Source organism: Methylotenera versatilis 7 (assembly GCF_000799165.1).
GTDB lineage: Bacteria > Pseudomonadota > Gammaproteobacteria > Burkholderiales > Methylophilaceae > Methylotenera_A > Methylotenera_A versatilis_A.
The window spans coordinates 413,621-432,446 of the sequence record NZ_JUGF01000001.1; the positions used below are offsets into that span (position 1 = coordinate 413,621).

An 18,826-nucleotide genomic window follows, 5' to 3' on the forward strand; every position below is an offset into this window, starting at 1 on the left:
GTAATGTTTCTGAAAAGCATTCATGTATGAATATAGTTACTCCATACTATCCGCTATCGTTTTCAAAATGATCATTAACCAATGAGTTTACCTATTATGGGCATAAAAACTGCGCACATGCCTTTTTCACATATTGAGCAACAAGCACAATCTTGGAAAGATAATGTGTTGGGGGCTATCTGTTTTTGCGAGCCTTTATCAGACAATAACATTGCGGAAGTGGCGGAATTCCCAACTATTCAGTTACATGCGCCTATTCTGGATGGCGCTGATTTTTCCAGCGAAATATGGTTAAGTAAGCCAGTTTTGCCGCAGTGTAAATCCTTAAGAAGTGGCTTGCACAGTGCAATTCAATATAGATTTAATGACGAATTGTTGTTTGGCGTCATTTGCGTGCCAGAACTGAATTCTTTGCAAAGTGCCACAGAGTCTGCGTATAACCAGATATTCGCGTTGATGGAGGAACAGGATTATCCATATATTTACCGCTTTTGGAATTACATGGCAGATATTAATGGCGTCGACAATGGCTTAGAGCGTTATCGTCAATTTAATGTGGGGCGCAAAGATGCATTTTCAGCCTGCGATGCTAAAATTGCCAATCAGTTACCAGCCGCTTGTGCTTTAGGTTTGGCTGATGGGCCGCTGACCATTGCTTTTCTGTTGGGACGTCAAAGGCCAGTTGCCATAGAAAACCCACGGCAAATCAATGCTTATGAATACCCGGAGGAGTATGGCCCACGCACACCGAGTTTTTCGCGTGCAACTTTGTTGCATAGTGACCAAGACGCCTTATTATTCATATCAGGTACGGCTAGTATCGTTGGACATGTAACGCAACATCCGCTGGATGTATTAGCTCAAACGAGAGAAACACTTGTGAATCTGGAGGCTGTCATTGCCGAAGCTAATCGCATGATAGGGAAAAGTAAGTTTAATCTGCACGATATTTATTTCAGGGTATATATTCGTCACGTGGCCGATTTATCTTTGGTGCGAGATGAGATGCAACGCTACATTGGGGGCACAATAAGGGCTGTTTTTGTACAGGCAGATATATGTCGCCAGGATTTATTGTTGGAAATTGAAGCAACTGCAGGGCATACGCTGGCACTTTCAAGCACATCATGAACATAAAATCCGTACAAGATACATTGCTGAACATTTATGACTATCTGGTGTTGTATCTTGGTTTGCTTTGGCTAGGCTTTTTAAGTCTGTGCTGGACGCTGGTAGCAACCGTACTGTATCCATTTTTATCGGAGCGCAATGCAATCCATTCAGGCCGCTATGCTATCATGCTTTCATTCCGCGCCTATCTTGCTAGTTTAAGCCTTTCGCAACGCTGTCATTTTGATTTAACCGAGCTGGATGTACTGCAAAATGAATCACCATTGATTATTGCGCCAAATCACCCCAGCTTGCTCGATGCCGTGATGATTATTTCGCGTTTACCTAATGTGGCCTGCGTGATGAAAGCGGAACTGATGAACAATGTTTTTTTGGGGGCAGGAGCACGCTTAGCGCGTTATATTCGCAATGAACCCATACGCCAAATGGTTATACAAGCCAGTGAAGATTTTAACACGGGGAGTCATTTGCTATTGTTTCCAGAGGGTACGCGGACGGTAAGTCAGCCGATTAACGCACTGAAAGGCAGTATTGCGCTCATTGCCATGCAAGCAAAAGTGCCAGTACAAACGGTATTAATTGAAACAAACTCACCATATCTAAGCAAAGGCTGGCCTTTATTTCGCAAGCCCGACATGCCTGTCATTTACAAAATAAGGCTGGGTAAGCGCTTTAATCCGCCAGAAGATACGCATCACTTTATTGCAGAGCTTGAAGCGTATTTTTCGCAGGCATTAAAGTCTTCGACACTATCGACTGGAGTCGCTTCGTCATGATTGCTTCTTCCAGCCATATCGTCCTAATTCCTAGTTACAATCCAGGCGACAAAGTCTATGGAACTGTGCGTTCAGCCCGCCAATATTGGAACCCCGTATGGGTGGTGGTTGATGGTAGCAATGACGGTTCTGAAGTTATCTTGCAGAAAATGGCAGCAGAAGATGCAAGTTTACGTGTAATTTATTTGCCGCAAAATAAAGGCAAAGGCGCGGCCGTATTGCATGGGTTGCATTTAGCCGCTAAGGAAGGTTATACATATGTGCTAACCATGGATTCTGACGGTCAGCATCCGCCAGACTTGATTCCTGCCTTTATGAATGAATCGATCAAACGCCCGGATGCGATGATTTTGGGCAAGCCAATCTTTGATGCTAAAGCGCCTAACATAAGGGTTCAGGGGCGAAAAGTATCTAACTGGTGGGCTAATGTGGTGACTTTATGGGCAGGTATCGATGATTCGCTGTTTGGTTTTCGTGTTTATCCTATCGAGCCATTAATAAAGGTAATGCGTTTTCAGCCTTGGATGCGTCATTTTGATTTTGATCCTGAAGCCGCGATAAGATTAAGTTGGCGCGGTGTGAAAGTGATCAATCTGCCTGCACCTGTGCTTTATTTCAGCACGGATGAAGGCGGTGTTTCACATTTCCGTTATCTACGCGATAACATATTGCTGACATGGATGTACACGCGGCTGTTTATTGGGTTTGTGCTGCGATTGCCGATGTTATTGATGCGACGTTTGCTTGGCTGTTAATAATGCTTAAATCATGCCGCCATTAATCGAGATAATCTGCCCGGTAATATAAGTCGCTTGATCTGAAACAAGAAAACTGACCAAATCAGCCACTTCCGTTGGAGTGCCGGCGCGTTTCATTGGCACAATATTTGCAATCGCTTTGGCATCAAATGCGCTTTCACTCATTGCCGTGTCAATAATTCCCGGCGCTACGGCATTCACAGTAATGCCTCTGCTGGCAATTTCCAGCGATAAGGATTTAGTTGCCGCATTAAGCGCACCTTTAGCAGCCGAGTAATTGGTTTGCCCACGGTTGCCAGTGATTGCTGCTATTGACGATACGTTAACAATGCGTCCCCAGCGACTGCGTATCATCGGCATCATTAACGGTTGCGTGACATTAAAAAAACCATGCACTGATACGTCAATTACCCGATGCCATTGATCTGGACGCATGCCTGGAAACACTGCGTCATCATGGATGCCAGCGTTATTCACCAGAATCTGGATAGGCTCGTTCTCTACTAATGGGGCGAGTTCAGCAGTTACTGCAACGCTGTCAGTCACGTCAAACTGTAAAGCCTCGGCACTGCCACCAGCGACACAGATTTCCGTAGCTAGCTGTTGCGCGCTAGCAATACCTTGGTTTGCGTGGATATAGACATGATAGCCATCGGCTGCAAGACGGCGACTGATGGCAGCGCCTATGCCGCCACTACCACCTGTGACTAGAGCTCTTTTCATATTATTTTCCAGACAAGTTCATCAGTTAATGGTTAGCGTTAATAATCAGTATATCCGCATTTGATACGACTGCGGCACGTCCTTCTATTAACAATTGGTCGTTGGCACTCACCGCAAATTGATAAAGCATATTACTTTCACTCGCCATGATACAAGTAGCTACTATCAATAAATCTGCATGAATGTCATCTAATCGAGTCACAGCCATGCTGACGCCACGCACGCTGACCAGATAGCCTACTTTAGGCCTTGTGCTGTCTTTTGGTGCTAATAAAGCACCATGCACTGCCATTGCTTGAGCTGCATACTCAATGCCACAAGCGACACCTAACTGGCCATGAGCTCGCAAAGGACTATCAAGTGCGCGATGGCTGTTGGCACGACATTCAATTTTCCCTTGATCCCAAGCTAATACACTTTCCAACAAGCACATGCTACCCTGATGCGGGATATGACTTGCAATCCAGGCATGATCCAGTTTTTGACTTAAAGCCTGATCTAACATGGACTAACTTCTATAGCTAAACGCGTATTATCTAGATAATCCAGCACGACGCGGCGATTGTTCTGTTGGGCGATTGCCTGCAATAATGGCAAGCCACGCGCTGCGGGAAACGCTATGCGTAGTGCTTCTAATCCCGTATCGTCAAATTGATCAGCTTCGTCATTCGTGATGCTTACTTTTATCCGTGCGATCGCTTTTGAGTCAGCTTGTGGCGTAAACATCAAGGCGATACCGCAATTATCTGATATCGGACGCTTGCTAAAAATCGGCTCAGGGTAGGGTGTATCACTTGCCATTAAGATACACCGCGTTTTATCAACGACTACTTGTGTCAATGCGTCTAATAATCCAGCGCCAAAACTTGCATCAAATGCACAGAGTACCGATGAGGTTGCCATATTTTTGGTGGCGATACTCCAGTAACCCGCTGCAGCATTATGGACGGAGTTATGAAAGCGCGTGGGCGAGATTTGTCTGTCATCCGATGCCAGCATTTCGCAGATAGAGTGGCAGTTAATACCATCGCCGTTTGAAAACGAAAAAACGCTAGGTAAGTTTTCTTGTTGTAAACCGGCGGCAGCGATAGCTTCTAATGATGTTGCCAAAGTCAGTTTGACGATATCACTGGCACGCCTGCGCTCTGCAGCTGGTAATAGTTCAGGCGCTGGAATGACTGTTTTAGATGGTTGGTACGGTTGTAACCCACACAGGATGGCGCGACTGCTAGGCCAATCAGTGAAACCTGGACCTAATAGGCCGATACCTTCAATATAAGCATTCAGTTCGATTGCCATGAGCCATGCCTTTCATTTTGAGCAAGCCCAAAGATGAGGCTGCAATTAGTGCCGCCAAATCCAAACGAGTTGCTCATGACGCGGTTTAAAGACTGATTACTATTTTTCAGTTGGTAATTCAAATTTAAAAGCGGGTCAATTTCACTGGTATTCAATCCCGCCGGGATAAATCCATGCTGTAAAGCAAGCGCGCAAATCACGGCTTCTACTGCCCCGGCAGCACCCAAAGTATGGCCTGTAGCACCTTTGCTGGAACTGCAAGGCGGCGTGTTTGAACCAAACACCGCGGTGACGGCCTTGGCTTCTGCTGCATCATTACTTGGTGTAGCAGTGCCATGCAGGTTAATGTAATCAATATCGGATGGTGTTAAGCCAGCGCTTTGTAGCGCTTGCTGCATGGCGATGCGTGCACCTAAACCTTCTGGATGAGGGGATGACATGTGATAAGCATCGCTGGATTCACCTATACCCAGTAATAGCACGCCATTTGCAGGTAAGCTTGCAGGAACTTTTTCCAATAAGGCGAAAGCAGCAGCTTCGCCAATTGAAATACCGTCACGTGCTGTGTCATACGGACGGCAAGCTTGTGTAGAGAGCAGATCCAGAGAATTGAAACCGTATAAAGTCGTCAGGCACAGTGTATCGATACCACCAACTACAGCAGCATCAATTAAACCGGTTTCCAGCATGCGGCGTGCCACACTAAATACTTTAGCGCTGGATGAACATGCGGAGGAAACTACAACAGCAGGGCCTGTCAGTTTGAAGTATTGGCGTGTGAAGTCAGCTACCGAGTAAGTGTTTTGCGTTTTACTATAAATAAAATCAGCCGACAGGGCACCAGTTACAGGCTCGCGGTGGCGAAATGCTAATTCTGTTTCAAAAATACCTGAAGTACTGGTGCCGATGAATACGCCGACACGGTCACGACCATATTTTTCCGCTGCCATATTTACCGCATCGTTAAAGCCGTCTTGTTCCAAACCTAGCTTTGCCAATCGGTTATTACGGCAGTTGTAATCGGCCATATCTGCCGGCATTTTCACAGCATCTACACCTGCGACTTCGCCAATAAGTGTGTTTAAGTCTACCGTTTCAAAATCACAGGGTTTTAGTGCCTGTTTCCCTTGGCGTAATGCATCCAGCGTTTGTTGCAAGCCTTGCCCAATGCAACTTGTCGCTGTGAAATGCGATATAAATAAAGGGTTAAATGTAGGTTTCAATGAAAATTCCTAGTCGCTTTATGTCTGGTGATTAATTGATGCATTGTTTTAGGTCACTAATTTTAAATCGTTAATTGAAATTGATAGTTGCTGTGCGTATGGTTTTATTCTCGGTTGGCGTCTTGTAACGTCACAAAGTGCAAATTCTGCTTTTTGGCGGCCTCTAATAGTGTGGGTAACACTGCCAGAATAATCGGTATATTTGTTTTGGATAGTGCCGCATTGCCATCATGTAGCAATAAAATCGCCCCTGGGTGTAATCCCGCCAGCAATTTCTTACTGACTTTTTCTACATTTGTTACCTGGGTATCAAAGCCGCGCACTGACCAACTAACCAATCTTAATCCTAAACGGCTGAGTGCAGGCTGTAAAAAAGGGTTGCGCAAACCTGCCGGTGCACGAAAAAACTGTGGGCGCTTGCCGGTAATGTTAAATAGTGTTTCCTGCGCTGTCTCAATTTCACGGATAAAACCGTTAAGACCCAGCAGTGAGAAATAATGCCGATGCTGCTGACTATGATTTTCTATCAAATGTCCACGTCGCACAATTTCACGACAGAGCTCTGGGTGCTGTAGCGCCTTGTTACCAATGCAGAAAAAGGTAGCGTTGATATGATAATTATCTAATATATCCAACACCTGCGGTGTTACCAGCGGATCAGGCCCATCATCAATAGTTAAGGCGATTTCATGACGATTAACTGCGGCAATCGGTAATTTCGTCCAGTTTGGCCCAAGCCAGTTGCTGCGTGGCCACAAACCCACGGCTGCAATCACCACATGATTCATGATAAAAATCGTTAATATCCATTGCCATAATTCTGGTGTAATGAATAAACTAATTAACAATAGCAAATGTAGAACAATGGATATCTTAATTAGCAATGTAGGTTGCGCTGGATGGGTGAGATAACGCATCAGCTTTTGACTTCGTTCAGATATCCGCTACGTGCAAATATTGCTGAGAATACAAGTGCAAGTATAACGCCGGGCGCAACGGTCATGCCCATCGCTTGCAATACGGGTACGCTGGAAAATGCTAACAAACCAAAACCTAATACTGTCGCAACATTTGCAAACAGTAGCGACGAGTAAGTTCGTGGCGGGATTGCCTGAGTATCTTGATTCTGCGGTGGATTGAAGAATAGGGCGTAATTAGAACCGATAGCTACAATCAGCAATAAACCAATCAAGTGCAATATAATTAATTGCTGTCCAAATAAAGCTAATCCTGCTGTCACGGTCACTACCGCTGCCGCCAGCGGGGCGATAATCGCCATGACGCGTGTAAATGAACGCAGGGTAAATAATAGCAATATAACAATAGCTAACAAACCTGCCAGCGACAACATAATGGCTTCATGCATGTACGACGAATACAAGTGGTTGGACTCAGTTTTCATGTCAATAAATAATGCATTTGAAATTTGGGCTTGAGTTAAAGCTTCACGCACCTGCTCCGCATCAATATCAGCACTTTCTGGCGCTGTCAGCGGCACCAACGCACTCCAGCGTTGCTCTTGCTGTAGCAACATGGCATCCACTGCCATTGCCATCGAAGTGCCGTCTAAATCGCTACGTTGTAATAAAGGTTTATTGCGAGCGGATTCTACATCTTGCAGAAATGGCGTAAGTATTTGTGCGCGTACAGGCAAGTCTTTAATGGCATGCGCTAATGTTGATTTTAATTCAGCAGAGCTAGGCAGGCTGGCTAACCGCGCCTGCTGAGTAGTTTGGCTGGGTAGGTAGTGGCTCGCGCTGTCAAATGCCGAGAGTGCGCCAGTTTCTACCAATGGTTGCAATGCTGTAGATACTTTTTCTGTAGCGACTAATACCGCTTCCTGACTATTACCAGAAACAACCACCATGTAACGTACATCCGGCGCACCCATTCCGGCGCGCAGCCTTGCATCCAGTGCCTGATCAGCTGCCGATACAGGGCTTAAAGCAGTCAGTTCTGTGTTCCATAAATGATCATGATGTTGATAAACAATGACCGTGCATGCAACGATAAGACCAATAGCAGGCCAGCGTAAGCGCGTTGCCAGCTTTGCATAAGCTGATAATGTTAATCCAGCATTGCTTAAGTTCTGGATTTTAAATCCTGCAGGCAACAAATGGGGCAATACATAGCGTGTCATGGCAGCAGCAGCAATCAATCCAGCAGTCGAATACAAACCAAGCTGCGCTAATCCAGGAAAGCCTGATAACAACAGTGCTGCAAAGCCAAAAACTGAGGTCAGAACACCTAGTCTAACGGTTGGCCATACTTGCACTATCCATTTTTGCCGATTTTGTTCATTTTTGCCGTCAGATGCATAATCAGACTGCATGAATAAATAGATGGAATAATCGACCGCCTCGCCGATTAAAGCTGTACCAAAGCCAAGCGTAATGCCATGTACGACACCGAAACCCAAACTGACGGACGCAATGCCAGCCAATATACCAGTGGCTACCGGCAGAAATCCTAACAGCAGGGCGGATAGCGAGCGATAAACTGCCAGTAATAGAATAGCGATAAGCAAGGTACTCACGATAAAGATCAAACGCACTTGGCTTTTAATCGTGTCGCGTGATGTGACCGAAAATACCCCTGGCCCAGTCATTAACAGTTTTGCCTGGGTTGCTTCAGCATATCTTGTGTTAGCTGAAGCCTTAGCAAATGCGCTTTCTATTGTCTGCATAGCCAGCTTTTGTGCATCGGTATCAGAACCCAAAGCGCGGGTCTGTAACAGCAATAAAGCGGTGTTCCCGTCGCGTGACGACCAAGCACCTTCTATGAGTTGCGGGCGGCTGGCTGCATTCATCTGATCCAATAATTGCAGCATTTCGCCCGTAGGGTCGTGCGCTAATAAAGACTTGAAAAGTAAGCCAGCGGGTGAAGCGATTTGATCAATACTGTCGCTTATGGCCATATGCAATCCATCTACACTAAAATGTGCTGGCGTGACGGCGGGACTTAATAAGTAGCGATTGTTGAACAGGTATTGACGGTCGCGCTCGGTATTAATGGGCTCACCGTTATTGACAGTGACAAATGCAGCATTGTTACGTAGATTTTGTGCAACTTCTTTGGACAGTTTTGCGCGGGTGCTTGCATCAGCGCCTTCTATGCCGACTAATATCAGTCTGGACGCTACACCATCTTTGAGTTGGTCCATCAATAGTTGCTGTTCAGCAGTAGGACTGCTGGGCAAGAAAGCGGATAGATCGGCAGTAAAGTGACTGCGGCTTATGATAAGCAAGCTAACAACCAGCATTAACAACCAGATTGCGGTTGCACCATTACACCGTTTTAATGCATGTTTTACTGCGGATAAATTCATCGATTTAGTTTAAAAATAACAAAAGAAAACCCAAGCTAAAGCGCTGGCAATGGGGTGATGGTCATGCGTGAACTGTCGCCATCGGCTTGTAGAATGTCTATGGTTTGCAATGCATTACCAGAACCTGCAATACTTATTTTTGCGACTATTTTTTTCATTTTATCTTCTATCGGCAGCAAAATAAGATTCCAGTTTTGCGCATCGCCTTCTAAGCTTAATTGATAAGTGCGCTCTAATGACTTACGGTCGCCAGCCAAAGTGCCGCGGATGCTATCAATAAAAGCGGCTACTTCAGGATAGTTTTGCAGGGCTAATACACGCTTTTTGCCACGCTGCTCTACGATTAATTTATCTTTATCCAGCAACATATTTTCAGCTTTGGGCTTTAATGTGCGTTTTTCTAAACGATCTGGTGCGCTGTAAAATAATTCACCAGAGGATTCCACAGGTTTTTCAAGTATGGCGATGGATTTTTTCTCAACAAAGCTTGCATGCCCGGAAGGTACGCTGGCCAATGCTTGCATAAGCTGATCGATATCCAAATTACTTTCTGCTCGGCTTATGGATGATGCCAGTAAAATACTTAACACTAAAAATAGGCTAAATATTAGCCGTTGAAAAAAATGACCAGTGATGAATCTTAAGTTGCTCATAGGATATTACTTACTTCCTTCATCTGATTTTTCATGCTGATTTTCATCCAGACTGGCAGGAACCGATTGCCAGTAATCGAAAAAATTAAACCAATTGTAAGGCGCTAACTGCGTGTAATGGTTCAGTAAATCAGCATAACGTTGAATAGCCTGATTCACCACTTGACTGCGTTGACCTGTGGGAATGTTTGAAAAGTCAGCCAATGTTTCAAAATGCACCTGATAACGATTGCCGCCCATATACAGCCCGACCATGAACACCACTGGGCGGCGCAATAGCGCGGCCATTCGAAATGGTCCAGTTGGTAGCGCTGCACTTGCCCCCAGCAAGTTTATTTCGGTCATCGGCTCATCGCCTAGTGTGCGGTCTGACAACATTCCCACCAGCATGCCATCATCCAGTCGCTCCTGCACTTGTAGCATAGAGTCGATGCGACCCAGCGGAATAACGTCCATGGAAGATTCTGGGTTGATTGCGGCGAGCATATCGTTGATTTTTTGTGCATTATCCTGATGCATCACCATTGCAACACGCAAGCCTGGAACCTGCCGCCCAATCGCTCTCATCACCTCGAAACTGCCCAGATGCGCACCCATCAGAAATACGCCTTTGCCTTCATCAATCAGCGGACGGATATTTTCTTTGCCTTGTATGTCGATATCGAATAAATCATAGCTGCGGTTAATTAAATAAATACGGTCGTGAATAGTGGTAGCGAAACAGAAGAAATGCCGATATAAATCTAGCCAGGTAGCAGGTCGCCCCAGTGCGCGGGGTAAGTAACTAAGAGAGGCGCTGCGACTGTCGGGAGAAAACAGCACAAAATAGAGAGCAACCAGATGCAGTACAGAGCGCGCAATTCTGCGACCTAACCGCAGCGATATCCAAGTCATGATACGCAGCATCAGCATATTGCTGCGTTCCTGCCGTTTAAGCCAAATTGCAGATTTTTCTTTAATAGGTACTGCCATATTTAAGTATCTGTAGCTGCTTGTTTAATAACAAGATTACCAATCACAATTTGACGGTTTCCTTCCAGTACTTCAAATTTTAGTGTGCCATTTGCAAGTTGCTCAAGTTCAATAATCACCGCTTCATCAGGCTTTAATGGGCTCAAAAATTTGACAGAACTGATCTGCCAGGACGTTTCCGCCAAGCCAGTATCGGCGACAATTGCATGCATAACTTCATCCAATAGCACTACGCCAGGCACAATGGGAGTGCCTGGGAAATGCCCCACAAAGACTGGGTGACTTGCAGGTATTTTTAATGGGGTTTGTTTTTTCATGCTAATTTTCTAACCATGCGAACAGCTTAAACCCTAATCTACTGAAACGGAGAAAAGGTTTTTCAATGCCTGTCGCGATAATTTACCGGTAGCGTTGCGTGGCAAAGATTCGACAAACAATAAAGGTCTAGGTAAAAAAACCGGATCAATTTTTAAACGCAAGGCTGCCAGCAAAGCAGCAGCAGTTAAGTTTGGTGCGACAACACAAGCGCTTAAGCGGGTGACGTGGTCATGCGAAAGCTCATCTGGCATGAAAAAAGCGCCGTCAATTACGCCATCAATTGCATTCAAATGATGATTAAGGTTAGCCAGCGAGCTGCGTTTACCAGCGATATTAATCAAATCCTGCGTGCGTCCATGCAGTAAGAAATGGCTAATATCAGTGAGTTCTATGATGTCGTTAAGCGGCACTGCGATATCCACGTGCCCGCCACTTGCCCAAACTTGCTCCCCGCTCTGCGTGAGTTGCACCTTTGGTAATAATTGCCATGTCGCTGTATCCGTAGTGTGTCGTGTCGCTATCTGCCCAGTTTCGGTACTGCCATATATTTCAATTAATGGAGTTTTTAAGGTTTTTTCAATTTTATGCGCCAATGTCAGCGATAAAGGCGCGGTTGCTGATAATGTTAATGCCAGTTCTGGCAGTTTGAGATCAGCCTCCAATAACAATCGTAAGTGTAAAGGAGTAGAAGCCAATATGCGCGGGGCGGGTATTGTTTCCAAAGTGCCACTAATGTCTGCCGGGTAAAATGGCTGTGCGCTACTGAAGGCATTGCTACTTTGCAAAGGCAGTAATACTGTAGATTCAAGGCCGTACATATGTTGTGGTGGTATTGTACCGACAATGCAATAATCAGCATTCTTTAATAATCCAAGTCGTTTTGCCTGCGCCTGAACATTGTGCACCAAAGAACCCCAGTTTTTTGCATGCGGGATTGGGGCACCAGTAGAACCAGAGGTAAAAACAATCGCTATTAGCTGCTGAACATCAATTTGCGGTATCGATACTTTTTCAGCACGATACTCAGGCATCGTCGGGTAACTGAGTCGTGGCAAGGCAATATCGCAATTTCCATTGTCATGCAGGCAAAATACATCGGGCGCAAATGTTTGCAGTTGCTGCAACATTTCTGGCGTATGCGTAGGTGGCAACACGCTTACTTTGTTGGAGACAATGGCCGCCGCCAAGCCAACTGTGAAATGGTAGCGATCACGGCATATATTCAATATGTGCTTACCAGCAGGTAGTAAAGCCGCTAGATAATCAACATCTGCCAGAAATTTTGCAACAGAAATGGCCGTGCCTTTGCGCCAAGCGATGGTTTTATATAAAGAATTATGGGTGATTAATGATAGGGTTTGCATGAAAAATAGAGCTTAAACTTAAGGCACATGTGCAGATTTATTTAAATAGGCATGCACTGCATCCAAGACATGACCGCTGGGCAAATCTGTCAGTAAGCGTCGACGTAATAAGAATTCACCTATAAACATCAGCGCGACTAAGGGCAATGTTAGAAAATTGACAAAAAATGACCAGATGACTAATGGCGCTAGAAAAAATAGCAAAGTGGAAGCAAGGATGATCATAGCAAAAAACACCACCCAGGCGACAGTCACTTTACGCGCATAGCTTTCGTGTTCTTGCGGTAGAGGTCCGCCATTGATTATTTCGGCAAAGTGTACACATAAAGGTTTACGGCCTGATAATAAAGTCTGGCCAAAAGTCATTAATAAAGCCAGCATCAATCCAACATCCAGCATCCAGAACACAAGCCCGATATGGTGTTTTACAAAAGACCATAAAAACCAAGAGGCGATACAGAAAATCAATAGAGAACTGATGCTGGCTAGGCACGACTTGGCTTTCCAGGCATAAGTAATCACAAGTAAGAATATCGGTGTTAACGCTAACAGGGCGCCAAGTGCACTGGACTGAATAATGCCAAATTGAATGGTACTGGGGTCTGATGCGTTAACGCGATGTACAAGCAGCGCATAAATTACAATGATTGCGCCGATGCCTAACCCGCGTGCGATTCTGATGACATTAGGCATTTCTCTTATCTAAATTTTAATTTGTTTTATGCGCAGCAACATACTCTGTAAGATTGCGCAACGAGCTGAAAATCTGATGATTGTTTTCGCTGTCCGCTTTCAGTTGCAAGCCATAACGTTTCGAAACAACCAACGCAACTTCCAGAATATCAATAGAATCCAAACCAAGTCCGTCGCCATAAAGTGGCGCTTCCGGGTCAATTTCAGTTGCGGTGGTGTCTAAATTTAATGCCTGCACCATCAATTCAGCGATTTCAAGTTGCAAGCTTGTGTTGTTTTCTATCATGATTGTCTTTTAAAAAGGAACTCAGTTCATTCGAGCTGGGTAATTAACGGATGGCTTAATAGTATAGCGAACACCTAAACAAACCAAGTTTTTTGCATGTTTTGTAAGGGCTTGGTTGTGCAAAAAATAAACAGATAACTACACTAGATTGTTTATTATAGCGATTTGTTCATAAGTGCTGCGATTTTAGTTGGTCGCCATTATCAACTACAATTGAGGCAAGGCCTATGGTATTAATAAAATGCAAAATAAACTAGAAATGCTGCGTATATTCAAAGTGGTCGCAGAGTCATCAAACTTTAAAGAAGCGTCCGTAAGACTGGGAGTATCGCCTCAGTCAGTGACGCGCGCGATTAAAGAGTTAGAAGAGTTGCTAGGTGAGCCATTGTTTTATCGAAGTACGCGCAATACGACTATTACCGAGTTTGGCAAACAGATGGCGCTGAAAAGCGAAGCAGTGATTGACCAAGTCGATACATTATTAAGACCCCACAAAAACACGGATTCACAACAGGCTGAAGGTTTAGTCAGGGTTACGATGTCTAGTATATTAGGCCGACGTTACTTATTGCCGGCATTAACTGATTTTTTGAAGGGTTACCCAGGCATTCAGCTGGATTTAAGATTTTCCGATTTAATTGATAATGTTGTGGCTGATCAAATGGATATTGGTGTACGCGTGGGTTTCTTTAACGATAATAGAAATGTTGCCAGACGCGTGAATGAAGTTAAGTTTCATATCGTTGCAACGCCAGAACTTATTGCACAAACCGGAATGCCACTGACAGTAGATGAGCTCAGTAAAATGCCTTATACCGGATTGGTCGACCACAACACGGGCAGAGTGTGGCCATGGACTTTTGCAAATGCGTCCGATTATTTACTTGCCTCACCTACATTTACTACCGACGATCCGGAAGCTGAACTCGCTGCTGTCTTGGCGGGTATAGGTTATGGGCAGTTAGGTGACTTTATGTGTGAGGAGTATATCCAAAGCGGCAAGTTAGTCGCTGTCCTGCAAGACCAATCACCTAAACCTTGGGGTATTTATATATACCGCCCACAGCGCGGCCCTGTAGCGGAGCGGGTTAGATTGGTTTTCGACTGTTTAGTTAATATATTGAGTGATGCTGCTTATTACAGGAAATAAGTATTTTAAATCACCTAAAAACAGGGCGTACAGTGATATCGCTTAAAGTAAAAATCCGCGCATTACTGTGAGACTTCTGCTAATGAGTATCGTCGTTGCTATTTATTAACATAGATATGTTTTCGAGTTAAAGGTAAGTGTGGTTGACCAATTTCACGTTTGTTAGCCAAGATTTGATATATGCCAATTTCACCGGCTTCAAACTCCAAAGCACATGCGGCCATATATAGTCGCCATACTCTAAAAGTGGATTCAGACACATACTGCAGCGCATCTTCATGATGATTTTCTAACCGAGAAACCCAGTGCCTTAATGTTAAAGCGTAATGCGGGCGCAAAGACTCGACATCTGATATTTCAAACTTTGCCTGCTCCATGGCGCGTTGAATGTTGCTCACGGTATCTAATTGACCATCGGGGAAAATATAGCGATTAATAAACTCTGTAGATAAAGTCTTTTCCCAGCCTTCTACATCATGTGTGATACCGTGATTCAGAAACAGTCCGGAAGGTTTTAACAACCTATGTACGGTTGAAAAATATAAAGGCAAGTTTTTCAAGCCGACGTGTTCAAACATGCCTACGCTGACGATTTTGTCATAGATACTAGCGCCTTTAATATCACGGTAGTCACGTAAACTAACCGTGACCTGATTTTCTAAGCCCGCTTTTTTGATGCGTGTGGTCGCCAGTTCAAATTGTTTCTGACTAAGCGTAATGCCATGCGCCTTAACGCCATAATGTTGAGCAGCATAAATAATTAATGCGCCCCATCCACAACCAATATCAAGCAATAACTCATCGGGCTTTAGTATTAGTTTGCGGCAAATATGTTCTAGCTTGGCCTGTTGAGCTTGCTCTAAAGTGCTGTCATGACTCTCAAAATATGCGCATGAATAAACCATGGCATCGTCCAGCCATAGCGCATAAAAATCATTCGAAACATCATAATGAAACTGCACTGCGTCACGATTTTCTACTTTGGTGTGCACTTTTACTGCATGATCATAGATGAGCGGGTCAGCATCAATATGCGCGGGCAACCTTAAAGCGCTGATTATTGCCGCGAATTTTTCCCATAGAGATAACTTGATAATATGCAGATTATCTTTTAATTGAACGGCAGCGAAGAAATCGCCTTCAATATCAATATCCCCATGAAAATAAGCATCTGCCAGGCGAAGTGGATCCCGGCCAAGCACCATGCTGCGTACAATATTGGGGTTGCGGCATATCAATGTGAATGAAGAGTTGTAATCTTCCGCGGAGGCTTTGCCCAATTTGAGATTAACGCCATTCCATAGCTGCATAGTAAGACTGCCATCAAAATTGCTAAACAAGCGTTTCAATAACTTTACCGCTTCTTCAATTCCTTTGTTCGACAAGCGTGAACCATCTTGAAAAGCGACATCGTCGGTCGCTGTTTGGGCTTTTGAAGCATGCGTTACAGTTTGATTATTTTCAAAATTGCTTACCATTAGGAACTCCTAGTGCTATGCGTAAATGTACATCTCTAGCCAGTAATATCTGCAAAATTACTTTTGCAAATCCATTCAGTGCAGTATTTGATATTCATTAATTGAAATAATAGTATATATGGAGATTTTTAGGAATTTCTGTACGTTTCGACATAAGGGAATTGTATATTTTGCCTATCGGCAAGGAGATTGATGTACCTGCAAAGAGACTGATATAGGATGCTAATGGAATTGCATTGCGCAATTAATCATCCTGAAAGCGGGCAGCATAAAAGTCTGAAAAACTGAATGTTTATGTGATTTATATTGGTAATGGCAATGCAGTTTTATTGATTATCCTGCGTAGTACAAAACTGGATCGCACACCCGTCACGCCCGTGATTCTTGTTATTCGATTAAGTAGCAAGTCCTGATATGCATCCATATCCTTTACTACTACCTTAAGTTGATAGTCAGCATCTTGCCCCGTTATTAATAGACATTCCAATACCTCTGCCATTTGGCTTATGTTTTCTTCGAAGTTTTTAAAGCGTTCAGGCGTGTGTTGATCCATGGAAATATGAATAAGCGCCATCAACGATAAACCTAGTTTTTTTGCATCGATAAATGCATGGTAACCAGTAATTAGTCCTGATTCTTCTAGAATTTTGACTCGGCGGAGGCAGGGCGAAGCAGAAAGCTTGATGCGGTCAGCTAAGTCTTGGTTGCTGATACGACCATCCTCCTGTAACACTTGCAGTATGTGCAAATCATAACGATCTAGTTGCATAGCATTCCTTTAGCTAATTATTTCAATAATGTATTTTATTGTGAAATATTATTGCCATTATATAGATATTATTGCCATATAACGCAAGCACATGCTAACGCAATTAGCTTAAGATTTCACTCCTGGAGTTTATAGAGTTCATCAGGAGTCATTTCAATGTTGCAGCATCCTATTAATAAATACAGGCCATTTCCGCCAGTAAACTTGCCCGATCGTCAGTGGCCCAACCGAACCATTACCCAATCGCCAATCTGGTTAAGTACAGATTTGCGTGATGGTAATCAGTCACTTTTTGAGCCAATGAATGCAGAACGAAAAATGCGCATGTTTCGTATGCTTTGTGATATTGGCTTCAAAGAAATTGAAGTGGCATTCCCTTCAGCCTCAAAGACGGATTTTGGCTTTGTGCGAACGCTTATTGAAGGTAATCATATTCCTGATGATGTCACTATTGAGGTCTTGACTCCAGCACGCGAGCATTTGATTGTTAGTACGATGGAATCTCTCAGAGGTGCGCGCCGTGCGATTGTGCATTTATATAACGCTACCTCAAAGCCTTTCCGTGAAATCGTCTTTGGTATGACTAAGGATGAGGTTGTGAGTATGGTGGTAACTTCCGTGCAATTAATTAAACAATTAGCATCTGAACAACCAGAAACGGAATGGGTGCTTGAATACAGTCCTGAAACATTCACTGCGACTGAACTTGATTTCGCATTAGAGGTTTGTAATGCTGTGACGGAGGTATGGGGTGCGACACCAGAGAACAAAGTAATCATCAATTTACCGACGACTGTTGAGGTGTCTACGCCCAATATTTACGCAGACCAGATTGAATGGATGCATCGCCATCTTGCAAGGCGCGATAGCATTATTTTAAGCCTTCACCCACACAATGATCGAGGCACGGCAGTTGCAGCAGCAGAACTTGCGTTAATGGCGGGCGCTGATCGTGTAGAAGGCTGTCTTTTTGGTAATGGTGAACGAACTGGGAACGTTGATATAGTGACAATGGCTTTGAATATGTATACACAAGGCGTCTCACCTGATCTTGATTTCTCCGACATTAATGCAGTTGCTCGTACCGTTGAAGATTGTAACCAGTTACCGATACATCCACGCCACCCTTATGTGGGTGATTTAGTTTTTACCGCATTTTCCGGGTCACATCAGGATGCGATTAAAAAAGGTTTGGCTGTACAAAAACCAGACGAATTTTGGAATGTGCCTTATCTTCCGATTGATCCGAAAGATGTCGGGCGTAACTACGATTCGGTAATACGCGTAAATAGTCAATCTGGCAAAGGTGGCATCGCATATTTATTGGAAAATGAATACGGTATTGTGATGCCGCGTAGATTACAAGTTGAATTCGCTGGAGTAGTGCAGAAGTATACAGATGGCTATGGAGGGGAAATGGTTGCTGCCGATATCTGGAAACTTTTCTCGGCTACCTATCTTGAAGCCCATGCAACGGTTAAGTATGTTGAACATCATCTTTTTGAAAATGATAATACTCAAGGAATTCGCTTGCATATCGAAATTGATGGTAACCCACATTTCCTCACAGGTGAGGGTAATGGGCCTATCGATGCTGCTGTTAATGCATTTAAAAGTGCAGGACTAAATGTAAATGTTCGCAGTTACGAGCAACGTTCAATGAATCCAAGTATTGACGGAGCTGATGCGAACTCTTGTGCTTATATAGAGGTTTCACCACTAAATCGTGATGGCCTTAAGGATTGTTATGGTGTGGGAATCGATTTTAACATTGTGACAGCCTCGATTAAAGCTTTAGTAAGCGGCATTCATAGAATAGAATCAGTGAATATGGAAAAACAATCTGACGGTTTTTCATATAGGTGATATAGGGCGGATGCCTACTTTAAGGTGGTGAGTTCAACC

19 protein-coding genes are annotated in these 18,826 nt (G+C 44.1%); 5 read left to right on the forward strand and 14 right to left on the reverse strand.

What is annotated here, in order from left to right:
* Nucleotides 1–81: 81 nt before the first annotated feature.
* The 3 genes from K370_RS01765 to K370_RS01775 are packed head-to-tail and all read left to right on the forward strand — an operon-like array spanning nucleotide 82 to nucleotide 2,662.
* On the forward strand, nucleotides 82–1,131 hold the full coding sequence (locus K370_RS01765; protein WP_235272656.1) for a hypothetical protein: 1,050 nt from the start codon (nucleotides 82–84) through the stop codon (nucleotides 1,129–1,131).
* Nucleotides 1,128–1,907: a lysophospholipid acyltransferase family protein gene (locus K370_RS01770; protein ID WP_052185132.1), complete on the forward strand. Its 780-nt coding sequence runs from the start codon at nucleotides 1,128–1,130 to the stop codon at nucleotides 1,905–1,907. Before K370_RS01765 ends, K370_RS01770 begins: the two co-directional genes overlap by 4 nt.
* On the forward strand, nucleotides 1,904–2,662 hold the full coding sequence (locus tag K370_RS01775; protein ID WP_047537485.1) for a glycosyltransferase family 2 protein: 759 nt from the start codon (nucleotides 1,904–1,906) through the stop codon (nucleotides 2,660–2,662). The genes K370_RS01770 and K370_RS01775 overlap by 4 nt, the downstream gene beginning before the upstream one ends.
* 6 nt (nucleotides 2,663–2,668) lie before the next feature.
* Here the strand turns inward: K370_RS01775 and fabG are convergent, their stop codons facing one another.
* From fabG to K370_RS01835, 12 genes are all read right to left on the reverse strand, one after another.
* On the reverse strand, nucleotides 2,669–3,388 hold the full coding sequence (gene fabG, locus K370_RS01780; RefSeq protein ID WP_047537488.1) for a 3-oxoacyl-ACP reductase FabG: 720 nt from the start codon (nucleotides 3,386–3,388) through the stop codon (nucleotides 2,669–2,671).
* A 25-nt stretch (nucleotides 3,389–3,413) separates the two neighbouring features.
* Nucleotides 3,414–3,893, reverse strand: a complete 480-nt coding sequence (locus K370_RS01785; protein WP_047537491.1) for a 3-hydroxylacyl-ACP dehydratase — start codon at nucleotides 3,891–3,893, stop codon at nucleotides 3,414–3,416.
* Nucleotides 3,887–4,687: a beta-ketoacyl synthase chain length factor gene (locus K370_RS01790; RefSeq protein ID WP_047537494.1), complete on the reverse strand. Its 801-nt coding sequence runs from the start codon at nucleotides 4,685–4,687 to the stop codon at nucleotides 3,887–3,889. Before K370_RS01790 ends, K370_RS01785 begins: the two co-directional genes overlap by 7 nt.
* Nucleotides 4,672–5,910, reverse strand: a complete 1,239-nt coding sequence (locus tag K370_RS01795; protein ID WP_047537496.1) for a beta-ketoacyl-[acyl-carrier-protein] synthase family protein — start codon at nucleotides 5,908–5,910, stop codon at nucleotides 4,672–4,674. Before K370_RS01795 ends, K370_RS01790 begins: the two co-directional genes overlap by 16 nt.
* Before the next feature lie 104 nt (nucleotides 5,911–6,014).
* Nucleotides 6,015–6,827, reverse strand: coding sequence for a polysaccharide deacetylase family protein (locus tag K370_RS01800; RefSeq protein WP_047537499.1), 813 nt, complete (start codon nucleotides 6,825–6,827; stop codon nucleotides 6,015–6,017).
* Entirely contained in the window at nucleotides 6,827–9,238 is a 2,412-nt protein-coding gene (locus tag K370_RS01805) for an MMPL family transporter (protein ID WP_047537501.1), read from the reverse strand. Before K370_RS01805 ends, K370_RS01800 begins: the two co-directional genes overlap by 1 nt.
* A 35-nt stretch (nucleotides 9,239–9,273) precedes the next feature.
* Nucleotides 9,274–9,891 (reverse strand): LolA-related protein, encoded by a 618-nt coding sequence (locus K370_RS01810; RefSeq protein WP_052185133.1) that lies wholly within the window; start codon nucleotides 9,889–9,891, stop codon nucleotides 9,274–9,276.
* A gap of 6 nt (nucleotides 9,892–9,897) precedes the next feature.
* On the reverse strand, nucleotides 9,898–10,863 hold the full coding sequence (locus K370_RS01815; protein WP_047537504.1) for an acyl-CoA synthetase: 966 nt from the start codon (nucleotides 10,861–10,863) through the stop codon (nucleotides 9,898–9,900).
* Nucleotides 10,864–10,865: 2 nt separating this feature from the next.
* Nucleotides 10,866–11,180 carry a hypothetical protein gene (locus K370_RS01820; protein WP_047537507.1) on the reverse strand — a complete coding sequence of 105 codons (315 nt, stop codon included), beginning with the start codon at nucleotides 11,178–11,180 and terminating at the stop codon, nucleotides 10,866–10,868.
* 33 nt (nucleotides 11,181–11,213) lie between these two features.
* Entirely contained in the window at nucleotides 11,214–12,545 is a 1,332-nt protein-coding gene (locus tag K370_RS01825) for an AMP-binding protein (RefSeq protein ID WP_047537510.1), read from the reverse strand.
* Nucleotides 12,546–12,563: 18 nt separating this feature from the next.
* Complete coding sequence (locus K370_RS01830; protein WP_047537513.1) at nucleotides 12,564–13,238, reverse strand: hypothetical protein; 675 nt, start codon at nucleotides 13,236–13,238, stop codon at nucleotides 12,564–12,566.
* Between the two features lie 16 nt (nucleotides 13,239–13,254).
* A complete protein-coding gene (locus K370_RS01835) occupies nucleotides 13,255–13,524 on the reverse strand; it encodes a phosphopantetheine-binding protein (RefSeq protein WP_200883416.1) in 270 nt (89 codons plus the stop codon).
* Between the two features lie 241 nt (nucleotides 13,525–13,765).
* Between K370_RS01835 and K370_RS01840 the strand changes: the two genes are divergently transcribed.
* Entirely contained in the window at nucleotides 13,766–14,674 is a 909-nt protein-coding gene (locus K370_RS01840; RefSeq protein WP_047537516.1) for a LysR family transcriptional regulator, read from the forward strand.
* A gap of 98 nt (nucleotides 14,675–14,772) precedes the next feature.
* On the opposite strand, the gene K370_RS01845 is transcribed toward K370_RS01840, so the two are convergent.
* Nucleotides 14,773–16,152: an SAM-dependent methyltransferase gene (locus K370_RS01845; RefSeq protein WP_047537519.1), complete on the reverse strand. Its 1,380-nt coding sequence runs from the start codon at nucleotides 16,150–16,152 to the stop codon at nucleotides 14,773–14,775.
* Nucleotides 16,153–16,453: 301 nt separating this feature from the next.
* A complete protein-coding gene (locus tag K370_RS01850) occupies nucleotides 16,454–16,921 on the reverse strand; it encodes an Lrp/AsnC family transcriptional regulator (RefSeq protein WP_047537522.1) in 468 nt (155 codons plus the stop codon).
* Between the two features lie 156 nt (nucleotides 16,922–17,077).
* On the opposite strand from K370_RS01850, the gene leuA reads away from it, so the two are divergent.
* Complete coding sequence (leuA, locus tag K370_RS01855) at nucleotides 17,078–18,787, forward strand: 2-isopropylmalate synthase (RefSeq protein ID WP_047537526.1); 1,710 nt, start codon at nucleotides 17,078–17,080, stop codon at nucleotides 18,785–18,787.
* The last annotated feature ends 39 nt before the right edge of the window (nucleotides 18,788–18,826 follow it).